Annotated in this window: 18 protein-coding genes and 1 pseudogene; 14 read left to right on the top strand and 5 right to left on the bottom strand. The window is 72.5% G+C overall.

Translation table 11 applies throughout. The features are described from left to right. The first annotated feature begins 11 nt into the window (after positions 1–11). The 12 genes from ACFU95_RS08270 to ACFU95_RS08215 all read left to right on the top strand — a co-directional run bounded on the left by ACFU95_RS08270 (position 12) and on the right by ACFU95_RS08215 (position 12721). A complete protein-coding gene (locus tag ACFU95_RS08270; RefSeq protein WP_383823508.1) occupies positions 12–857 on the top strand; it encodes an inositol monophosphatase family protein in 846 nt (281 codons plus the stop codon). Between the two features lie 165 nt (positions 858–1022). Beyond that, positions 1023–2435, top strand: a complete 1413-nt coding sequence (locus tag ACFU95_RS08265; RefSeq protein WP_383823505.1) for a phytoene desaturase family protein — start codon at positions 1023–1025, stop codon at positions 2433–2435. Positions 2436–2574: 139 nt separating this feature from the next. Further along, on the top strand, positions 2575–3639 hold the full coding sequence (locus tag ACFU95_RS08260; RefSeq protein WP_383823502.1) for an SCO3242 family prenyltransferase: 1065 nt from the start codon (positions 2575–2577) through the stop codon (positions 3637–3639). A 34-nt stretch (positions 3640–3673) separates the two neighbouring features. Further along, positions 3674–4528, top strand: coding sequence for a sugar phosphate isomerase/epimerase family protein (locus ACFU95_RS08255; RefSeq protein ID WP_383823499.1), 855 nt, complete (start codon positions 3674–3676; stop codon positions 4526–4528). 64 nt (positions 4529–4592) lie between these two features. After that, a complete protein-coding gene (locus ACFU95_RS08250) occupies positions 4593–5300 on the top strand; it encodes an EboA domain-containing protein (RefSeq protein WP_383823496.1) in 708 nt (235 codons plus the stop codon). Between the two features lie 2 nt (positions 5301–5302). Then, entirely contained in the window at positions 5303–6157 is an 855-nt protein-coding gene (locus tag ACFU95_RS08245) for a TatD family hydrolase (RefSeq protein ID WP_383823494.1), read from the top strand. Positions 6158–6164: 7 nt separating this feature from the next. Further along, the gene (gene eboE, locus ACFU95_RS08240; protein WP_383823491.1) at positions 6165–7322 is read left to right on the top strand and encodes a metabolite traffic protein EboE; all 1158 of its coding nucleotides are present in this window, start codon (positions 6165–6167) and stop codon (positions 7320–7322) included. Continuing rightward, positions 7319–8833, top strand: a complete 1515-nt coding sequence (locus ACFU95_RS08235; protein WP_383823488.1) for an alkaline phosphatase family protein — start codon at positions 7319–7321, stop codon at positions 8831–8833. Before eboE ends, ACFU95_RS08235 begins: the two co-directional genes overlap by 4 nt. Further along, a complete protein-coding gene (locus ACFU95_RS08230; RefSeq protein ID WP_383823485.1) occupies positions 8830–10017 on the top strand; it encodes a cytochrome P450 in 1188 nt (395 codons plus the stop codon). The genes ACFU95_RS08235 and ACFU95_RS08230 overlap by 4 nt, the downstream gene beginning before the upstream one ends. A gap of 63 nt (positions 10018–10080) precedes the next feature. After that, the gene (locus ACFU95_RS08225) at positions 10081–10590 is read left to right on the top strand and encodes an O-acetyl-ADP-ribose deacetylase (RefSeq protein ID WP_383823482.1); all 510 of its coding nucleotides are present in this window, start codon (positions 10081–10083) and stop codon (positions 10588–10590) included. Between the two features lie 50 nt (positions 10591–10640). Continuing rightward, positions 10641–12170 (top strand): FAD-dependent monooxygenase, encoded by a 1530-nt coding sequence (locus ACFU95_RS08220; protein ID WP_383823479.1) that lies wholly within the window; start codon positions 10641–10643, stop codon positions 12168–12170. Positions 12171–12244: 74 nt separating this feature from the next. After that, positions 12245–12721 carry a hypothetical protein gene (locus tag ACFU95_RS08215; protein WP_383823476.1) on the top strand — a complete coding sequence of 159 codons (477 nt, stop codon included), beginning with the start codon at positions 12245–12247 and terminating at the stop codon, positions 12719–12721. 9 nt (positions 12722–12730) lie between these two features. On the opposite strand, the gene ACFU95_RS08210 is transcribed toward ACFU95_RS08215, so the two are convergent. Beyond that, positions 12731–13093, bottom strand: a complete 363-nt coding sequence (locus tag ACFU95_RS08210) for an ArsR/SmtB family transcription factor (protein WP_383823473.1) — start codon at positions 13091–13093, stop codon at positions 12731–12733. Between the two features lie 154 nt (positions 13094–13247). Between ACFU95_RS08210 and ACFU95_RS08205 the strand changes: the two genes are divergently transcribed. Further along, positions 13248–14738: an AlkA N-terminal domain-containing protein gene (locus ACFU95_RS08205; protein WP_383823470.1), complete on the top strand. Its 1491-nt coding sequence runs from the start codon at positions 13248–13250 to the stop codon at positions 14736–14738. 18 nt (positions 14739–14756) lie between these two features. Beyond that, positions 14757–15239, top strand: a complete 483-nt coding sequence (locus ACFU95_RS08200) for a methylated-DNA--[protein]-cysteine S-methyltransferase (RefSeq protein ID WP_383823468.1) — start codon at positions 14757–14759, stop codon at positions 15237–15239. A 12-nt stretch (positions 15240–15251) separates the two neighbouring features. Here the strand turns inward: ACFU95_RS08200 and ACFU95_RS08195 are convergent, their stop codons facing one another. The 4 genes and pseudogenes from ACFU95_RS08195 to ACFU95_RS08180 all read right to left on the bottom strand — a co-directional run bounded on the left by ACFU95_RS08195 (position 15252) and on the right by ACFU95_RS08180 (position 18137). After that, the gene (locus ACFU95_RS08195; protein ID WP_383823465.1) at positions 15252–15620 is read right to left on the bottom strand and encodes a VOC family protein; all 369 of its coding nucleotides are present in this window, start codon (positions 15618–15620) and stop codon (positions 15252–15254) included. A 69-nt stretch (positions 15621–15689) separates the two neighbouring features. Continuing rightward, positions 15690–16415, bottom strand: a complete 726-nt coding sequence (locus tag ACFU95_RS08190; RefSeq protein ID WP_383823461.1) for an NAD-dependent deacetylase — start codon at positions 16413–16415, stop codon at positions 15690–15692. A 93-nt stretch (positions 16416–16508) separates the two neighbouring features. Beyond that, positions 16509–17008: pseudogene (locus ACFU95_RS08185) on the bottom strand (NUDIX domain-containing protein). 52 nt (positions 17009–17060) lie between these two features. After that, the gene (locus tag ACFU95_RS08180) at positions 17061–18137 is read right to left on the bottom strand and encodes an ADP-ribosylglycohydrolase family protein (protein ID WP_383823458.1); all 1077 of its coding nucleotides are present in this window, start codon (positions 18135–18137) and stop codon (positions 17061–17063) included. Between the last annotated feature and the right edge of the window lie 194 nt (positions 18138–18331).

The following is an 18331-nucleotide window of genomic DNA, read 5'->3' as shown; positions in this document are numbered from 1 at the left end:
CTCATGGAGGGGTGATCGGATACAACGAAACCATCGACGAGTTTCTCGCACAGCACGAGACGGACGTGGAAGAAGCGGTCCGCAAGGCGGCCGAGGGCGAGATCATGCCCCGCTTCCGGCAGCTCGCCGCCCATGAGATCGACCAGAAAGCCGGACCGCACGACCTGGTGACCGACGCCGACCGGCTCGCCGAGCAGTACCTCACCGGGGTGCTCGGCGCCCTGCTGCCCGGCTCGGTCGTGGTCGGCGAGGAGGCGGTGCACGCCAACCCGGCGTCGTACGAGGCGCTCCAGGGCGACGCCCCGGTCTGGATCGTCGACCCCGTCGACGGCACCCGCCAGTTCGTGCGCGGAGAAACCGGCTTCTGCACGCTGGTCGCGCTCGCTCAGCACGGCGTCCTGCTCGCCTCCTGGACCTACGCCCCCGCCCGCGACCAACTGGCCACGGCGATACGGGGCAAGGGCGCCCACCTCGACGGCGAGCGGCTGCACTCCGGCGCGCCGGAGCCCGGCCGGGACCTGGACATCGCCACGTCCCACCCCGACTACACGACCGACGAACAAAAGCGCGCGCTGCTGGGCCTGTGGACCGACGGGGTCAGGCCGCGCGCCTGCGGCTCGGCGGGGCTGGAGTATCTCGCCATCGCCCGGGGCGAGTTGGACGCCATCGCGTTCAGCTGGGAGGCCGCCTGGGATCACGCCGCGGGCATTCTCCTGGTCGAGGAGGCGGGCGGCGCCCACCTGACCCACGCGGGCGAACCGTTCCGGATCACGGGCGGCAACGCCCTGCCGTTCACGACGGCCCGGGACGCGGCCACGGCTCGCCGGGTCGCGGGACTGCTGTCGGCAGGAAACTGATCGTCCAAGAGAGCTCGGTCCAGCCGCAGATCGATACGGCCCCACGGCTCTGGCCGGGGCACCGCGCCCCCGGCTGGGGCACCGCGCCCCCGGTCTGTCAGTGCCCCGGCATATCCTGAACCTTCAATGGCCATCGGCTGACGAAGGAGTCCGAAGGTGCCGTCGATGCTCGATGCGGTCGTGGTGGGTGCGGGGCCGAACGGACTGACCGCTGCCGTGGAGCTGGCCCGCCGCGGCTTCTCCGTGGCCGTGTTCGAGGCGCGTGACACCGTCGGCGGAGGAGCCCGCACCGAGGAGCTGACCCTCCCCGGCTTCCGGCACGACCCGTGCTCCGCCGCGCACCCGCTCGGTATCAACTCGCCGGTGTTCCGGACCATGCCGCTCGACCGTTACGGCCTCGAGTGGCTGCACGCCGAGCTGCCCATGGCGCATCCCTTCACCGACGGCAGCGCCGCCGTGCTGTCCCGGTCCGTCGCCGAGACCGCGGCCTCGTTCGGCCCGCGCGACGCGGGCACGTACCGCAGGCTGGTCGAACCGTTCCTGGCCAAGTGGGACACGCTGGCCCTCGACTTCATGTCCCTGCCCCTCACCGCGCTGCCCAGGGACCCGGTCACCCTCGCCCGGTTCGGCCTGGTCGGACTGCCCCCGTCGACCTGGCTGACGCGGCGCTTTCGCGACGAGCGGGCCAGGACGCTGTTCGCCGGTCTCGTGGCGCACGTCATCGCCCCGCTGGGCGGCTTCGCCACCGGCGCCGTCGGACTGGTCTTCGCCCTCGCCGCCCACGCCCGCGGGTGGCCTGTGGCCCGCGGTGGCTCCCAGTCCATCTCCGACGCCCTCACCGCCTATCTGAAGGACCTCGGCGGCACCGTCCACACCGACTACGAGGTCAAGCGGCTGGACGACCTGCCGCCCGCGCGCGCGTACATCTTCGACACCTCACCCACCGCGCTGGCCCGCATCGCCGGCTTCGGCCGCTACTACGAGGGCTATCGCTACGGCGCCGCCGCGTTCAAGATCGACTACGCGCTGGACGGCCCGGTGCCGTGGACCTCGCCGGAGGCGCGGCGGGCCGGCACCGTGCAGGTCGGCGGGGACAGCGCGGAGATCGGCGCCGCCCTGCGCGCCGCGTCCAGGGAGGGCCGGGCGCCCGACAAGCCGTTCATGATCACGGTGCAGCCCAGTGTCGTCGACCCCACCCGGGCCCCCGAGGGCAAGCACACCTTCTGGGCGTACGGCCATGTGCCGAACGGCTGGACCGGAGACCTCACGGACGCCCTCGAACGTCAACTGGAGCGCTTCGCACCGGGGTTCCGCGACCGTGTCCTCGCCCGCGCGACGGCCGGCCCGGCCGAACTCGCCGCCCGCAACGCCAACTACGTCGGCGGCGACATCGCCTCCGGAGCGGCCTCCGGGCTCCAACTCCTGCTCCGGCCCAAGCTGTCGCTCTACCCCTACCGCACCCCGCACCCGGCTGTCTTCATCTGCTCGTCGGCGACCCCGCCCGGACCGGGCGTGCACGGGATGTCGGGGCACAACGCGGCCAAGGCGGTGTGGCGGCGGCTGCGGCAGGAGCCGTGAGACCTGAGAAGGCCTCAAACGGCCCACGTTTACCGGTAGTTCGGGTTCCAAGGTAAGAAAATTCTCTGTCTACTTTGTCACTCCGCTTACCGGGGGGTAGGTACCTGAATGGTTAATAGCCGCGAGTAGGGTGCGGCGCATGAAAGATCGGAAAGCGGTTGCCCGCTTCGGATCCCGGTCTGCCGTGCGCCTCACCGACCTCGCCCTGCTCGTCAGAGCGCCGGCCGCGCTGAGTGTCCCCGGTGACGTGATCGCGGGAGCGGCCGCTGCCGGCCGCCCGCTGGGCGCCCGTACCTTCGGAGTGATCGGTTCCTCCGTCTGCCTCTACTGGGCCGGCATGGCCCTCAACGACTACGCCGACGCCACGGTCGACTCCGTCGAGAGGCCGGACCGACCTGTGCCCTCGGGGCGTGTTCCGCGCCGCACCGCGCTCGCCGTGGCCGGCACGCTGACGGCGGTGGGCCTCGGTCTCGCCGCCGCGGCGGGGGGCCGGCGCAGTGTGGGTGCGGCACTGCCCTTGGCCGGGCTGGTCTGGGCGTATGACCTGAAGCTCAAGTCCACCCCGGCGGGCGGCTTCGCCATGGCGGGGGCCCGGGTTCTGGACGTGCTGGCCGGAGCGGTCGTGCCCGGGGCCGGTGCCGAGCCGGTCGGCACCGCCCTGCGTCGTGCCGCCGTGCCCGCCGGGCTGGTCGGGGTGCATACCGGTACGTTGATGGCGCTCAGCCGGCATGAGATCGGTGGGGCGCCGGTGCGGGTGCCGCTGGCGACGCTCGTGGTGTCCGCGGCCACGGCGGTTGCGACGGCCGTTCCTGTCGCCCGAGCCGCCGTGAGCAGTGCCTCGAAAGGCGCTTCGGCGTGTGCTGCGCCGTCGCGGCTGGTCGCGCCCCGCGGCGGAGCCGCGATTCGGCACAGCCCCGCGCCCCTCAAGGGCGTTGCTGTGGCCGCCCGCTCCCACAGGGTCCGCGCCGCCCTCACCGCTGCCGGTGCACTCGCCTACCTCGGCACCTACGGCGTCGCCCAGGTCCGCGCCGTACGCAAACCGTCGGGGGAGAACGTACGCGGGGCCGTGGGGGCCGGGATCCTCGGGCTGATGCCCTTGCAGGCCGCGCTCACCGCGCGCGGTGGGGCACCGGGTGTCGCCGCGGCGCTGGGCGTCGTCCATCCCCTCGCGCGACGGCTCGCCCGGCGCATATCCCCCACCTGAGACCCACCGCACCTCCGTGTGAGGAACCCGCACCATGAGACCTCCCCCCACTTCTCCCCCCGCCCCTCTCAAGTTCGGCTACGGCACCAACGGCTTCACGCACCACCGGCTGAGCGATGTCCTCGTCGTCCTCGCCGACCTCGGCTACGACGGCGTCGCCCTCACCCTCGACCACGGCCACCTCGACCCGTACGCCGACGACCTGCCCCGGCGCGTCGCCGCCCTCGCGCGGCAACTCGCGCGGCAGGGACTGGACGTGACGGTGGAGACCGGCGCGCCGTTCTTCCTCCACCCCTGGGGCAAGCACCTGCCCACGCTGATGTCGGACGGCTCCGAGCCCAGGATCGACCTGCTGCGGCGCGCCGTACGCATCGCGGCGGACCTCGGCTCGCCCACCGTCCACCTGTGCAGCGGCCCGGCGCCGGACGGACTGCCGGAGCAGGACGCGTGGAAGCGGCTCGCGGCCGGTGTGGAGACCGTGCTGGAGACGGCGGAGAAGCACGGCGTGGCGCTGGCCTTCGAGCCGGAGCCGTACATGTTCGTCGACAGCGTGGAGCGCTGCCTGCACCTCGCCCGACTGGTCGACGGACACGAGCTGTTCGGGATCACCCTGGACATCGGCCACGCGCACTGCGTGGAGAACCGTTCCGTGCTCGACTGCGTGCGCGACGCGGCGCCGCTGCTGCGCAACGTGCAGATCGAGGACATGCGGCGGGGCGTCCACCAGCACCTCGAATTCGGCGCCGGCGAGATCGACTTCCCGCCGGTGCTGGACGCCCTGCGCGACCTGGACCACCGCGGCCTGATCTCCGTGGAGATCCAGGGCGGCTCGCTCGACGCGCCCGACGTCGCCCGCCGCTCGATCGAGTTCCTGCGCGCGGTCGCCTAGCCACCGCCCCGCCCACCCTCCTTCTGGCCCCACCCCCTCCCACCTCGCAGAAGGCAGTTCCTCCATGGCTGTCACGACCGCCTCCCCCGCGGCCCCGCCGGACCCCCGCCCCGCCCTGTTCGCCGTACTGGACCCCACGGCCCGCGCCTGGCTGGACGAGAGCGTTGACGGCATCGCCGCCGAACCCGCCATCGTGCGGCGCCTGTTCCCCGCCGCCCGAAGGCGCTGCGGACACAGCCGTATCGACCACTACTGGACCGTCGACGAGGCCACCCGCGCCGTTCTGCTCACCGCACTGCCTCTGCGCGGCCAGGCCCTCGCCGAGGAGGTGACCCGCCTCCACCGGCACGGCGACCCGGCCGAACAGCGCGCCGTCCTGCGCACCCTGCCCCTGCTCGACCTGGGCGACCTCGCCCTGCCGCTGGTGCGGGAAGCACTGCGCGGCAACGACACCACCCTGATCGAGGCCGCCCTCGGGCCGTACGCCGCGACGCACCTCCCGGACGCCGAGTTCCGCCAGGCCGTACTGAAGTGCGTCTTCTGCGAGATCCCGCTGGACCGCGTCACCGGCCTGGACACCCGCGCCGACCGCGAACTGGCCCGGATGCTCGCCGACTTCGCCCATGAGCGGATCGTCGCGGGACGGGACGTACCCCAGGACATCCGGCCCGTCGTCCGTGCCTTCCCGGACGTCGTCGGCCCGGAACTCGATCACGCGCTCCAGCACGCACCCACGGATCCACTCACGGACGTACTCAAGGAAGAGGGCTGACCGTGCGCATCTTCGACCCCCATATCCACATGACCTCCCGCACGACCGACGACTACGAGGCGATGTACGCCGCCGGGGTGCGCGCCGTCGTCGAGCCCGCCTTCTGGCTCGGTCAGCCCCGCACCTCGCCGGAGAGCTTCTACGACTACTTCGACGGGCTGGTGGGCTGGGAGCCGCACCGTGCCGCCCAGTTCGGCATCCAGCACTTCTGCACGATCGCGCTCAACCCGAAGGAGGCCAACGACCCCCGCTGCCTTCCGGTCCTCGACGAACTCGACCGCTATCTCGCCAAGGACCGGGTCGTCGCCGTCGGTGAGATCGGCTACGACTCGATGACTCCGCAGGAGGACGAGGCACTCGCCCGGCAGCTCCAGCTCGCCATCGAGCACGAACTGCCCGCCCTCGTGCACACCCCGCACCGCGACAAGGCGGCCGGCACCCGGCGCACCCTGGACGTCGTACGGGAGTCGGGCATCGCCCCCGAACTCGTCGTCCTCGACCACCTCAACGAGCTCACCGTCGGCATGGTCCTCGACAGCGGCTGCTGGGCCGGGTTCTCGATCTACCCGAAGACCAAGATGAGCGAGGACCGGATGGTGGAGATCCTCAAGGAGCACGGAACGCAGCGGATGCTCGTCAACTCCGCCGCCGACTGGGGGCGTTCGGACCCGCTGAAGACCCGCAGGACCGCCGACGCCATGCTCGCCGCCGGGTTCGAGGGCGACGCCGTGGACGAGGTGCTGTGGCGCAACCCCGTCGCCTTCTACGGCCAGAGCGGACGGCTGGAGCTGAACGAGCCCAAGCCGGACGACACGGCCACCTTCCAGGGGAACTCCATACGTCGCGGGGGAGCGTGAGCGGCCCATGCGCTTTCAGCATCCGGACGGTACGACCGTCCACCTCGGCTACTGCAGCAACGTCCACCAGGCGGAGGACCTGGAGGGCGTCATCGCCCAGCTCGCCGACCACGCCGAGCCCGTGCGGGAACGCCTCGGCACCGACCGGCTCGGCATCGGGCTGTGGCTGGCCAGGGGCGTGGTCACCGAACTCGCCGACGACGAGGGTGCGTTGGCGCGCCTGAAGCGCGAGCTGCGGGCGCGCGGGCTGGAGACCGTCACCCTCAACGCCTTCCCCTACGCCGGGTTCCACCGCGAGGTCGTCAAGAAGGACGTGTACCTGCCCGACTGGGCCGACGAGGCCCGGCTGAAGTACACCCTGGACTGCGCCCGCGTCCTCGCCGCCCTCCTCCCGGACGACGTCGACCACGGCAGCGTCTCCACCCTGCCGCTCGCGTGGCGCACCCCGTGGACGCCCGTCTGCGCCGAGGAGGCCCGGCACGCCCTGGACCGGCTGGCCACGGGGCTCGCGGCGCTTCAGGCGTGGACGGGCCGCCGTATCCGGGTGGGCTTCGAACCGGAACCCGGGTGCGTCGTCGAGACCACCACGCAGGCGGTACGGGAACTGGGCGGACTGGATCCCGACCGGCTCGGCATCTGCCTCGACGCCTGCCATCTCGCCGTGCAGTTCGAGCAGCCCGCCGAGGCCCTGCGCCGGCTGGCGGAGGCCGGGATGCCCGTCGTCAAACTCCAGGCGTCCTGCGCCGTGGAGGCCACGGACCCGGCCGACCCCGCCGCCCGCGCGGCCCTGCACCGGCTCGCCGAACCCCGGTTCCTGCACCAGACCCGGACCACGAGCGACGGTGACGTGCTCGGCGTGGACGACCTCCCGGACGCCCTCGGCGGCGACCTCCCCGCGGACGCCGGCCCCTGGCGCGTCCACTTCCACGCCCCGCTGCACACCGAACCCGAACCCCCGCTGCGTAGCACGGCCGACCAGCTCGACCAGGTCCTGGCCGGGCTGCTGGGCGGGGCCTCGGCCCACTGCGACCACATCGAGGTCGAGACCTACACCTGGTCCGTCCTCCCCGAACCGCCCGCCGACCTGCCCGGCGGCATCGCCGCCGAACTCGCCTGGGCCCGCGACCGGTTGACCGGCCTCGGCCTCAAGGAGGACCCGTCATGACGACCGACCCAGTGACCGACCCGGTGACCGACCCGGTGACCGGCCCCGTGAACCGAGTTGTCGTCCTCGACATCGTCGGCCTCACCCCGAACCTCCTCCAGCACATGCCGTCCGTCGCCGCCCTCGGCGACCGCGGCTTCCGAGCCCGCCTCGACACCGTGCTGCCCGCTGTGACCTGCACGGTCCAGTCCACCCTCCTCACCGGCGAACCCCCGTCCACGCACGGCGCGGTCGCGAACGGCTGGTACTTCCGCGACCTCGGCGAAGTCATGCTGTGGCGCCAGCACAACGCCCTCGTCGGCGGCGAGAAGATCTGGCAGACGGCCCGGCGGACCCACCCCGACTACAAGGTCGCCAACATCTGCTGGTGGTACGCGATGGGCGCCGACGTCGACTGGACGGTCACCCCGCGCCCCATCTACTACTCGGACGGCGCCAAGGAACCCGACTGCTACACCCGGCCGCCGTCCCTGCACGACGAACTCGTCGACCGGCTCGGCCCGTTCCCCCTCTTCACCTACTGGGGCCCGAACGCGGGCATGCCCTCCACCCAGTGGATCCTGGCCGCCGCGCGCCAGGTCTTCGACGAGAAGCGCCCCGACCTCACCCTCGTCTACATCCCGCAGATGGACTACGAGCCCCAGCGCTCCGGCCCCGACTCACCGGCCACCATCCAGGCCGCCCGCCAACTCGACGCCGCCCTGAGCCCGTTGATCGACCACTTCCTCGGCGAGGGCGCCACCGTCGTGGCGCTCAGCGAGTACGGCATCACGCCCGTCTCCCGCCCGGTCGACATCAACCGCGCCCTGCGCCGGGCGGGCCTGCTGGAGGTGTACACGCAGGACGGCATGGAGTACCTGGACCCGTGGACCTCGCGCGCCTTCGCGGTCGCCGACCACCAGGTCGCCCATGTGTACGTCCGCGATCCGGCCGACACCGAGGCGGTCGCGAAGCTCGTCACCGAACTCGACGGCGTGGAAAAGGTGTTGGACGCCGAGGGCAAGGCGGCCCACGGCCTGGACCACGAGCGCTCCGGCGAACTCGTCGCACTCGCCGACCCCGACGCCTGGTTCACGTACTACTACTGGCTGGACGACGACCGCGCCCCCGACTTCGCCCGCCAGGTCGAGATCCACCGCAAACCCGGCTACGACCCCGCCGAGCTCCTCTACGACGAGACGGTCCCCGCGGTGAAACTGCGTGCCGTCGGCCAGGTGGCCCGCAAGAAGCTCGGCTTCCGCTACCGCCTCAAGACCGTCCCCCTGGACCCGTCCGGCGTCCGCGGCAGCCACGGCCGCCTGCCCACCGACCCCGGCCACGGCCCCGTACTGCTGTGCTCGGGACCGCAGCCGGACACCGAGCGGGCGAAGGACGTCTACGCGGCCACGGAGGTCAAGTCCCTGCTGCTGGGCCTGGCGGGCCTCCCCGGGACGGCCGACGCGGAACGAGACGCACGACGAAACGCACAACGAGACACACAGCAGGGCACAGAACAAGGAACGCAGAAATGACAACGCACCCGCCCCTCCCCACCGACCGCCCCCTGCTCGACCCGGCCCCCGAGTACGCCAAGTGGCAGTCCGACGAGCCGGTCCTCAGGGTGACGATCTGGGGCGACAACAGCCCCTGGCTGGTCACCGGCCACGAGGACGCCCGCACGGTCCTCGCCGACCCGCGCTTCAGCGCCGACGCCAACCACCCAGACTTCCCCCACACCCGCCCCGGTGCCCCGCCGCAGGCCCCCGGCCTCTTCCACCAGATGGACCCGCCGGACCACACCCGGCTGCGCCGCATGCTGATCCCCGACTTCACCTTCCGGCGCATCGAGCAGATGGAGGGCGCCGTCCAGCGGATCTGCGACGACCTGCTGGACGCCATGACGGACGGCGACGCGACGGAGGCGGACCTGGTCGCGTCGTACGCGCTGCCGCTGCCCACCCTCGCCATCTGCGAACTGCTCGGCGTCCCCTACGAGGACCACGGCTTCTTCCGCGCGAAGTCCAACGCCCTCACCAGCGTCGCCGGCGACCCGGCCGAGGCGATGGCCGCCCGCATGGCGCTCTACGGCTATCTGCGCGCCCTCATCGAGCGACGCACGCACGACCCCGCCGACGACCTGATCTCCCGCCTGGCCACCGAGCGCGTGGCGACCGGCGAGGCCACCCTCGACGAGGCCACCGGCATGGTCTCCCTCCTCCTCCTGGCCGGCCACGAGACGACGGCGAACATGTTCCCGCTGGCCGTCATCGCCCTGCTGCGGCACCCCGCCCAACTCGACGCACTGCGCGCCGACGACTCCCTGTGGCCGGGGGCGGTGGAGGAGCTCCTGCGCCATCTGACCGTCATCCACTCCGGGATACGGCGGGTCGCCACACAGGACGTCGACCTGTCCGGCGTCCGCATCCGGGCGGGCGAGGGCGTGGTCGTGGCGTTGCAGGCGGCCAACCGCGACCCGTCCGTGTACGCCGACCCCGACGCCCTCGACGTCCGCCGTGACGCGAGCGGCCACCTCGCCTTCGGTCACGGACTGCACCAGTGCCTCGGCCAGTCACTCGCCCGCACCGAACTCCGCCTGGGCCTGTCCACCCTGTTCCGCAGGTTCCCGTCCCTGCGCATGACGGCCCCGCCCGAGTCGCTCGCCCTCTCGACGAGCACGGTCCACGGGGTGCGCACGCTGCCGGTCGCCTGGCGCTGAACCCTCGGTGGCCGACGGCGCTGGTCCGGTCGCCGCGGCCGACCGGCTGGTATAGAGGCGGGCATGACCACCATCAGGCTCGTTCAGGGCGACATCACGCGCGAGACCGTGGACGCGATCGTCAACGCCGCGAACTCCTCCCTCCTCGGCGGGGGAGGAGTCGACGGCGCGATCCACCGCCGCGGCGGCCCCGCCATCCTCGACGACTGCCGCAAGCTGCGCGCCTCCCGGTACGGCAAGGGCCTGCCCACGGGCCAGGCGGTCGCCACGACGGCGGGGGAGCTGGACGCGCGGTGGGTGATCCACACGGTGGGCCCGGTCTTCCTCCCCGGCGAGGACCGCTCGGATCTCCTCGCCTCCTGCTTCCGCGAGTCCCTGCGGGTCGCCGACGAGCTCGGCGCCCGCACCGTCGCCTTCCCGGCGATCTCCACGGGTGTCTACCGCTATCCGCTGGAGGACGCGGCACGCATCGCGGTGGACACGGTGCGCGAGGCGGAGACCGACGTCGAGGAGGTCCGCTTCGTCCTCTTCGACGAGCGGGCGTACGAGGCGTTCGCCACGCGGGTCGGCTGACCGAGCGCACCGCACGCCGAGGGCGCGTCGGACCTGGCTACGGTGGACGCATGACGGCATCGCTGGATGTGCTGGTGGTGGGCGCGGGGCCGACCGGGCTCGCGCTCGCCGCGCAACTGTGCGACTACGGCACCGGATTCCGTATCGTCGACCGTTCCCTGGACCGGGTGCGCGAGTCCCGGGCACTCGGCATCCAGCCCCGCACGCTGGAGGCGCTGGCGGGGTTCGGTGTGTCCGAGCGGCTGGTGGACCGGGGCAATCCCGCGATGCGGCTGCGGCTGCACCTGACCCGGCGCACGGTGTCGGTACGGCTCTTCGACATCGGGGCGAGAGACACCCCGTACCCCTTCCTGCTGTTCCTCTCGCAGGCCGAGACGGAGCACGTCCTCGGCGAGCACCTGGCCGGGCGCGACGTGACCGTCGAGCGCGGCACCGAACTGATCGGCCTGGAGCGGCGCGGCCCGCACGTCGCGTGTCGGCTGCGCGGTCGCGACGGCACGGAGGAGACCGTGACGGCGCGCTACGTCGTCGGCTGCGACGGCGCCCACAGCACCGTGCGCGCGCGGGCGGGCATCGGCTTCGAGGGCTACGCGTACCCGCGGACCTACCTGCTCGCCGACCTGGAGGTGGACGGGCTGGAGCCCGGGGCCGTGCACTCGTACCTGACCGGGGGCGGAATGCTGTTCTTCTTCCCGCTCGGCTCGCCGGCCTCCTGGCGGATGCTGGCCATGCGGCCGTCCGACGTCCCGGGCGGTGAGGTGACGGTGCCGCTCCTGCAAGGGATCGCCGACCGGTACGGCGCGCAGGGGCTTCTCCTGCGGGATCCCGTGTGGATGACCGAGTTCCGGCTGCACAACCGCGGCGCCGCCCGCTATCGTTCCGGGCCCTTCTTCCTGGCGGGCGACGCGGCCCACATCCACAGTCCGGCCGGCGCCCAGGGCATGAACACCGGCATTCAGGACGCCCTCAACCTGGGCTGGAAGATCGCCCTCGTGTGCCGGGGCGCCGCGCCGGAGGAACTGCTGGAGACGTACGGGACCGAACGCGTCCCGGTCGGCCACGACGTACGCCGCTTCACCGACCGCGCGTTCGTCATCGGCACCAGCTCCCACCCCGTCCTGCGGTTCGCCCGCGAACGACTCCTCCCGTGGCTCGCCCCGTTGGCGCTGCGCCCGACGGCACCCCGCCGACGGATCTTCCGTACCGTCTCCGAACTCGGCATCCACTACCGCCGCAGCCCCGCCTCGACGAAGGGCACCCGACCGCCCCGCCACGGCCCACGCGCCGGGGACCGCCTGCCCGACCTGCCGCGCGGGCTCCAGGCGCGGCTCGCCGCCCCGGGCTGGCATCTGACGCTGACCGGACCGCCGCACCTCTGGCCGGACCGGCGGATCGCCCCGCTGCTGGAAGGCCGGACCGAACTGATCACCGTGCACCGCCTGGGCGACCTGAGTCCCTGGCCGGACGTCGCCCAGGGTCTGGTGCGCCCCGACGGCCACCTCGGATACGTCGCACGCGGTGCCGAGCTGGCGGGGCTACGGGCCTACCTCGCGCGCTGGCTGCCGACCGGAACGACCTGACCGGTGAGGTGAACGGCTCCGGGCGCTGATCCGTACCACCTCTCGTGCAGTCACCGTCACACCGAGGAAGCTTCGTGCAGCCACAGCGAGGACGCGCAGGGCGCGGCGGCCGCGTCGCGTCGGCGACCGGAGGTCTGGTACTTCTGCTCCTGGCCACCGCGTGCGGCGGGGGTGAGGACAAGGGCACCGCCGCCGAGAGCGGCCCGACGAACGTCTCCGCCACCGTGGCAGGCGTCGTCGCCCCCGCCAAGGTCGAGGTGATCGCCGACCTGACGGGCTGCGAGGTCAGGATCCGGACCGAGGCGGACGAACTGCGCGAGGGGGTCTGCCGGACCGAGCGGGGCGACTACCTCATCACGACGTTCCCACAGGAGAAGCTCAAGCTCACCTGGCTGGACGCGGCCTCCGTCTACGGCGGCAAGTACCTCGTCGGCACCCGCTGGGTGGTCAGCGCGAAACCGGAGCTGCTGGAGCGGCTGCGACCCCGACTCGGCGGGAAGATCCAGCAGTTGCGGGGCGTGGGCCCGACTCCGGGCCCGACGGCGCGGTGACGACCGGGCTCACTCGGCCGCGTCGCTGATGCCCAGTCGCAGATGCTCCACGTGGTACACGGCCTGGTCGAGCAGCTCGGCGACATGGTGGTCGTGCAGCGCGTACACGACCGAACGGCCCTGCCGCTCACCCACGACCAGACCCAGGTTGCGCAGCAGTCGCAGCTGGTGCGAGCAGGCGGACTGTTCCATCCCCACCTCGGCCGCCAACTCCGTGGCCGGCAGCGGCCCCTCGCGCAGCCGCGCCAGGATCAGCAGGCGGGAGGGGGTGGACAGGGCCTGGAGCGTGGTGGCGACCTTGGCCACGTTGGCCGCGTCCAGACGTACGCGCTCCGAAGCGTCCTGCGCGGTGGTGACGGCTCCATGACCCATGTGGGTATCTTACTCATCGTACGCGAACATATGAATGATTGTTCATGCGGGGTCCGCAAGGTCCCGAGAGGCGATCCGGCAGCTACCAGGACAGACGAGGTCGATGTCGGATTCTCGCCAGCCCTCGCCGCCCCATGTGGCCGATGCTGGATGCATGCAGAAGGGGATGCACACCGACACCGAGCGCTGCGTGCGCGCCGTCCGGTCCAAGGACGCCCGCTTCGACGGCTGGTTCTACACGGCGGTCGTGACCACCGGGATCTACTGCCGGCCCAGCTGCCCGGTGGTCCCGCCCAAGCCCGAGAACATGCGGTTCCATCCGAGCGCCGCCGCCTGCCAGCAGGCGGGGTTCCGGGCGTGCAAGCGCTGCCGCCCGGACACCAGCCCCGGTTCCCCGCAATGGAACCAGCGCGCCGACCTGGTGGCCCGCGCGATGCGGCTGATCGCCGACGGCGTCGTGGACCGCGAGGGCGTGCCCGGCCTCGCCGCCCGGCTCGGCTACAGCACCCGGCAGATCGAACGCCAGCTCCTCGCCGAACTGGGTGCCGGCCCGCTCGCCCTGGCCCGCGCCCAGCGCGCCCAGGCGGCCCGACTCCTCATCGAGACGACGCCCCTGCCCATGGCGGACATCGCCTTCGCGGCGGGCTTCGCCTCCATCCGCACCTTCAACGACACCGTGCGCGAGGTCTTCGCCCTCGCCCCCAGCGACCTGCGCGCCCGCGCACCCCGCGGCACCCCGGGGACCACGGCGAACACCGCAGGCGTCCTGACCCTGCGCCTGCCGTTCCGCCTCCCGCTCAACCCCGACAACCTCTTCGGCCACCTCGCGGCGACCGCCGTCCCCGGGGTCGAGGAGTGGCGGGACGGCGCCTACCGGCGCACCCTCAGACTGCCGTACGGCCACGGCATCGTGTCCCTGTCACCCCAGCCGGACCACATCGCCTGCCGCCTCACCCTCGGTGACCTGCGCGATCTGACCGTGGCGATCAGCCGGTGCCGGCGGATGCTCGACCTGGACGCGGATCCGGTCGCGATCGACGACCAGTTGCGCACGGACCCCCTGCTCGCACCCCTGGTCGACAAGGCGCCCGGACGCCGGGTCCCGCGCACGGTCGACGAGGCGGAGTTCGCCGTACGGGCCGTGCTCGGCCAGCAGGTCTCCACGGCAGCCGCCCGCACCCACGCGGCCCGCCTGGTCACCGCCCACGGCGAGCGCGTCGACGATCCGGAGGGCGGCCTCACCCACCTCTTCCCGTCCCCGCAGGCGCTGGCCGGCGTGGACCCGGAGTCACTGGCGATGCCCCGCACGCGCCGAGCGACCTTCACCACGCTGGTCCGTCAACTCGCCGACGAAGAGGTCCACTTGGGGCCCGACAGCGACTGGCCGGAGACCCGGGCCCGCCTCCTGTCCCTGCCCGGCTTCGGCCCCTGGACGGTCGACGTCATCGCGATGCGCGCCCTCGGCGACCCCGACGCCTTCCTCCCCACCGACCTCGGCATCCGCCGCGCCGCACAGGAGCTGGGCCTCCCGTCGACACCCGCTGCCCTCACGGCCCGGGCGGCCGCGTGGCGCCCCTGGCGGGCGTACGCCGTCCAGTACCTGTGGGCGACGGACAGCCACCCGATCAACTTCCTCCCCGTGTAAGGACGTCAGGAATTCGCCATGAAGCAGCACACCGTCATCGACAGCCCGTACGGCCCCCTGACGCTCGTCGCCGAGGACGGCGTCCTGTGCGGCCTCTACATGACCGACCAGCGCCACCGCCCGCACGAGGAGACCTTCGGCACCCGCGAGGAGTCCCTCTTCGGAGAGGCCGAAGAGCAGCTGGCAGCCTATTTCGGCGGCGAGTTGAAGAAGTTCACCCTCGAACTCGACCTGCGCGGCACACCGTTCCAGCGCAGCGTCTGGGAGCAACTGCGGAAGATCCCGTACGGCGAGACCCGCTCCTACGGCGAACTCGCCGACGCCCTCGGCAGCTCCGGCGCCTCCCGCGCGGTCGGCCTCGCCAACGGCAGGAACCCGGTCGGCATCATCGTCCCCTGCCATCGCGTCGTCGGCGCGAACGGCAGCCTGACCGGCTATGGCGGCGGCCTGGACCGCAAGCGGCGGCTGCTGGACCTCGAGAACGGAACAGCCCTGTTCTAGCCCTGTCCCGGCTCAGCCGGTGCGCTCCGCGGCACTGCGCTCCACGCAGAACTCGTTGCCCTCGGGATCGGCCATGACCGCCCAGCCCGTGCCGTCCGGCGCGCGGCGGTCGTCGACCAGAGTGGCACCGAGGGCGAGCAGCCGTTCGACCTCCTCGTCCCGCGTGCGGTCCTGCGGCTGAAGGTCCACATGCACCCGGTTCTTGCCGGTCCTGGGCTCGCCGACGGTGACGAACAGCAGGCCCGCGCCCTCGAGCAGCACCTCCTCGTCGCCCGGCTTGTCGTCCTCGTGGACGGGCAGGTCCAGCACCCGGGACCAGAAGCCGGCGAGGTGGTAGGCGTCGGCGGAATCGATCGTCACATGGCGAATCGCAGAGGTCATGGACGGATTCTGAGCCACCGACCGCGCCCGCGCAGCTGCTTTTCCGCGCGGCGGCTCCGGGCGGCGGGTTCAGGCGGCGAGTTCGCGCAGCAGGGTCGGCAGCGCCGTACCGATGGGTTCCCGGACGACGTCGTCGGCGCGGTCGTCGTACGGCGTCGGCTCGGCGTTGACGATGACCAGCCGGGCGCCGTGGTCGGCGGCGACGCCCGCGAGTCCGGCGGCGGGCTGCACCTGGAGACTGCTGCCGACGGCGATGAACACCTGGCAGGCCTTGGTGATCGCGACCGCCTCGCCGAGGACCACGGGATCGAGCCGCTCGCCGAACATCACCGTGGCCGACTTGAGGATGCCGCCGCACTCCAGGCACGGCGGGTCGTCCTCGCCGGCCTCGACGCGCGCCAGGGCGTCCTCCATCGGACCGCGCGCATGGCACTTCGTGCAGAGCACACTCCGTGCGCTGCCGTGCAGTTCGAGCACCTTGCGGGCGGGCATCCCCGCGAGCTGGTGCAGCCCGTCCACGTTCTGTGTGATCACCCGCACCGGCACCCCGGACCGCTCCAGCTCGGCCACCGCCCGGTGCGCCGCGTTGGGCTCGGCCCGCAGCGTCCGGTTCTTGCGCCGCATCTGCCACGAGCGCCGCCGGATCTCCGGATCGCCCATGTAGTACTCGTACGTCACGAGCTTCTCGGCCTCGGGATCACGCCGCCACAGCCCGTTCGGTCCGCGGTAGTCGGGGATCCCGGAGTCGGTCGAGATACCGGCGCCACTGAGGAGGGCGACGAGGGGCTTGGTCATGCTGCCGAGGGTAGGACGGGCGCCGTGACGGCCGCGAATGGATATTCGAGACGTCGAGGGTCGCCCCGCCCCGCCTCGGCCCCCGGTCCTCCGTCAGTGCACCCGGTGACCGTTCTCCAGCTCCGCCGTCCCCCCGCCGTCCGCGAGGACGTCCAGCGCGGCCAGGACGCGGCGGCCCAGGGCGCCGGGCAGACGAGCGGTGATCTCGCCGCGCGGAACCAGCCGCCAGGACAGCAGCTCCTCCTCCTGCAACCGGATCGCCTTGAAGTCGTCCTCGCCGAGGACCCCGCCGTCGTACAGATACGCCACCAGCGGGGGCCGCCCCACTCCGTGCACCCAGTCCACCGCGAGCAGCCGGCCCAGCTGCCGGTCCAGGCCGATCTCCTCGGCCGTCTCGCGGCGCGCGCCCTCGCGGGGCGTCTCCCCGTCGTCGGACTCGATCGTGCCTAACCGCCCGGAAGGGCCCAGCCCTCACGGTAGTTGGGCTCCACGAGCAGCACCCGGCCCTCGGCGTCACGGAAGAGGGCGGCGGCACCGGCGAGGACACGGGGGAGACCCGCGATGTACGCGGCGAAGTCAGGCGTGGTGGTCATCCAGGAAGCCTAACGAGCCCGCGCGACACCACCTCGTGCCCGCTGCCCGGCCCTACTCCTGCGCGGCCTCCGCCAGCCGCACCGTCCGCTCCGCCAGCTCGCTGATCCGCACCCCGTCGAACCCGAACACCGCACTGCGCACCGTGTCCTGAAGCGGCTCGGTCCACTGCTCCGGGAGCGCCTGCGCCCCGGTCAGCACCCCCGCGACCGAACCGGCCGTCGCCCCGTTGGAGTCGGTGTCCAGGCCGCCGCGCACGGTGAGGGTGATGGTGCGTGTGAAGTCGCCGTCGCCGTACAGGAGCCCGGCGGTGAGGACGGCGGCGTTCGGGACGGTGTGGATCCAGCCGAGCCCGGCGGTCTCCTCGGCGACCGTGGTGAGCGTGTCCTCCCAGGTCATCCGGGTGTCATGGAGCGAGACGACGCGCCGCACGGTGCGGGCGAGGCGGCTGCTCGCCGGGATGACGACGAGCGCCTGGTCGACCGCCTCGCGGACCGTGCGCGCCGTGAACGCCGCGGAGACCAGCGCCGCCGCCCACATCGCGCCGTACACGCCGTTGCCGGTGTGCGAGAGCACCGCGTCCCGGCGGGCGAGGGCGGCGGCGCGGCGCGGGACGCCCGGACAGGTCCAGCCGTAGATGTCGGCGCGGATGAGGGCGCCGATCCACTCCTGGTACGGGTTGTCGTACGTGGCGGTGAGCGGCGGTTTCAGTCCGTTCGCGAGGTTGCGGTACGCGGCCCGCTCCGCCGTGAAGGTCTGGAGGTACGGCAGCCGCAGCAGCCACAGGTCGCCGACCTGCTCGGTGCTGAAGCCGAAACCGTGGGTCTCCAGCAGGTCGAGGCCGAGGATCGCGTAGTCGACGTCGTCGTCGCGGCAGCTGCCGTGGATCCGGCCGCGCACGCAACTCCGCCATTCGGGCCGCAGCTCGAAGCCGTCGCCCTCACCCGGCGGCTCGGGGAGATAGTCGGTGAGCGGCAGGGCGGCGGCCTGCCGCAGATACTGGTCGATCCGGTCCCGCGTCCACAGGTCGCCCTGCTCGACCGGTTTGCCGAGCATGTTGCCCGCGATCCGGCCCAGCCAGCCCCCGAGGACGCGGTCGGCGAGCTCTGGCTCGGTGCCCACAGGGGTCATAGGACCGGTTTACCCAATTCCGGCGGCGGCCGCTCGGGGTTCGGCAGCTCGCACAGCGGCTTCCCAGCCCGCTCGTACGTTGTTCCCACCCCCTTCTCAGGGTCCGGGCATCGCATGACGCCATGGGCCTCCTCCGGTTAAGGTCGCAGCGGCGCGACTGGCCTTGACGTGCGCGAGGCCCGGAGAGCAAGGGG

The organism is Streptomyces sp. NPDC057623 (assembly GCF_042800355.1).
In the GTDB taxonomy this organism is placed as follows: domain Bacteria; phylum Actinomycetota; class Actinomycetes; order Streptomycetales; family Streptomycetaceae; genus Streptomyces.
This window is presented reverse-complemented; position numbering and strand designations above follow the sequence as displayed.

Bases quoted from the DNA above. Each gene is read 5' to 3' on its own strand.
- ACFU95_RS08260 (WP_383823502.1), top strand. From the start codon at position 2,575: ATGAAAGATCGGAAAGCGGTTGCCCGCTTCGGATCCCGGTCTGCCGTG.
- ACFU95_RS08205 (WP_383823470.1), top strand. From the start codon at position 13,248: ATGCAGAAGGGGATGCACACCGACACCGAGCGCTGCGTGCGCGCCGTC.
- ACFU95_RS08180 (WP_383823458.1), bottom strand. From the start codon at position 18,137: ATGACCCCTGTGGGCACCGAGCCAGAGCTCGCCGACCGCGTCCTCGGG.
- ACFU95_RS08220 (WP_383823479.1), top strand. From the start codon at position 10,641: ATGACGGCATCGCTGGATGTGCTGGTGGTGGGCGCGGGGCCGACCGGG.
- ACFU95_RS08255 (WP_383823499.1), top strand. From the start codon at position 3,674: ATGAGACCTCCCCCCACTTCTCCCCCCGCCCCTCTCAAGTTCGGCTAC.
- ACFU95_RS08195 (WP_383823465.1), bottom strand. From the start codon at position 15,620: ATGACCTCTGCGATTCGCCATGTGACGATCGATTCCGCCGACGCCTAC.
- eboE (WP_383823491.1), top strand. From the start codon at position 6,165: ATGCGCTTTCAGCATCCGGACGGTACGACCGTCCACCTCGGCTACTGC.
- ACFU95_RS08230 (WP_383823485.1), top strand. From the start codon at position 8,830: ATGACAACGCACCCGCCCCTCCCCACCGACCGCCCCCTGCTCGACCCG.
- ACFU95_RS08190 (WP_383823461.1), bottom strand. From the start codon at position 16,415: ATGACCAAGCCCCTCGTCGCCCTCCTCAGTGGCGCCGGTATCTCGACC.
- ACFU95_RS08235 (WP_383823488.1), top strand. From the start codon at position 7,319: ATGACGACCGACCCAGTGACCGACCCGGTGACCGACCCGGTGACCGGC.
- ACFU95_RS08265 (WP_383823505.1), top strand. From the start codon at position 1,023: ATGCTCGATGCGGTCGTGGTGGGTGCGGGGCCGAACGGACTGACCGCT.
- ACFU95_RS08200 (WP_383823468.1), top strand. From the start codon at position 14,757: ATGAAGCAGCACACCGTCATCGACAGCCCGTACGGCCCCCTGACGCTC.
- ACFU95_RS08250 (WP_383823496.1), top strand. From the start codon at position 4,593: ATGGCTGTCACGACCGCCTCCCCCGCGGCCCCGCCGGACCCCCGCCCC.
- ACFU95_RS08225 (WP_383823482.1), top strand. From the start codon at position 10,081: ATGACCACCATCAGGCTCGTTCAGGGCGACATCACGCGCGAGACCGTG.
- ACFU95_RS08210 (WP_383823473.1), bottom strand. From the start codon at position 13,093: ATGGGTCATGGAGCCGTCACCACCGCGCAGGACGCTTCGGAGCGCGTA.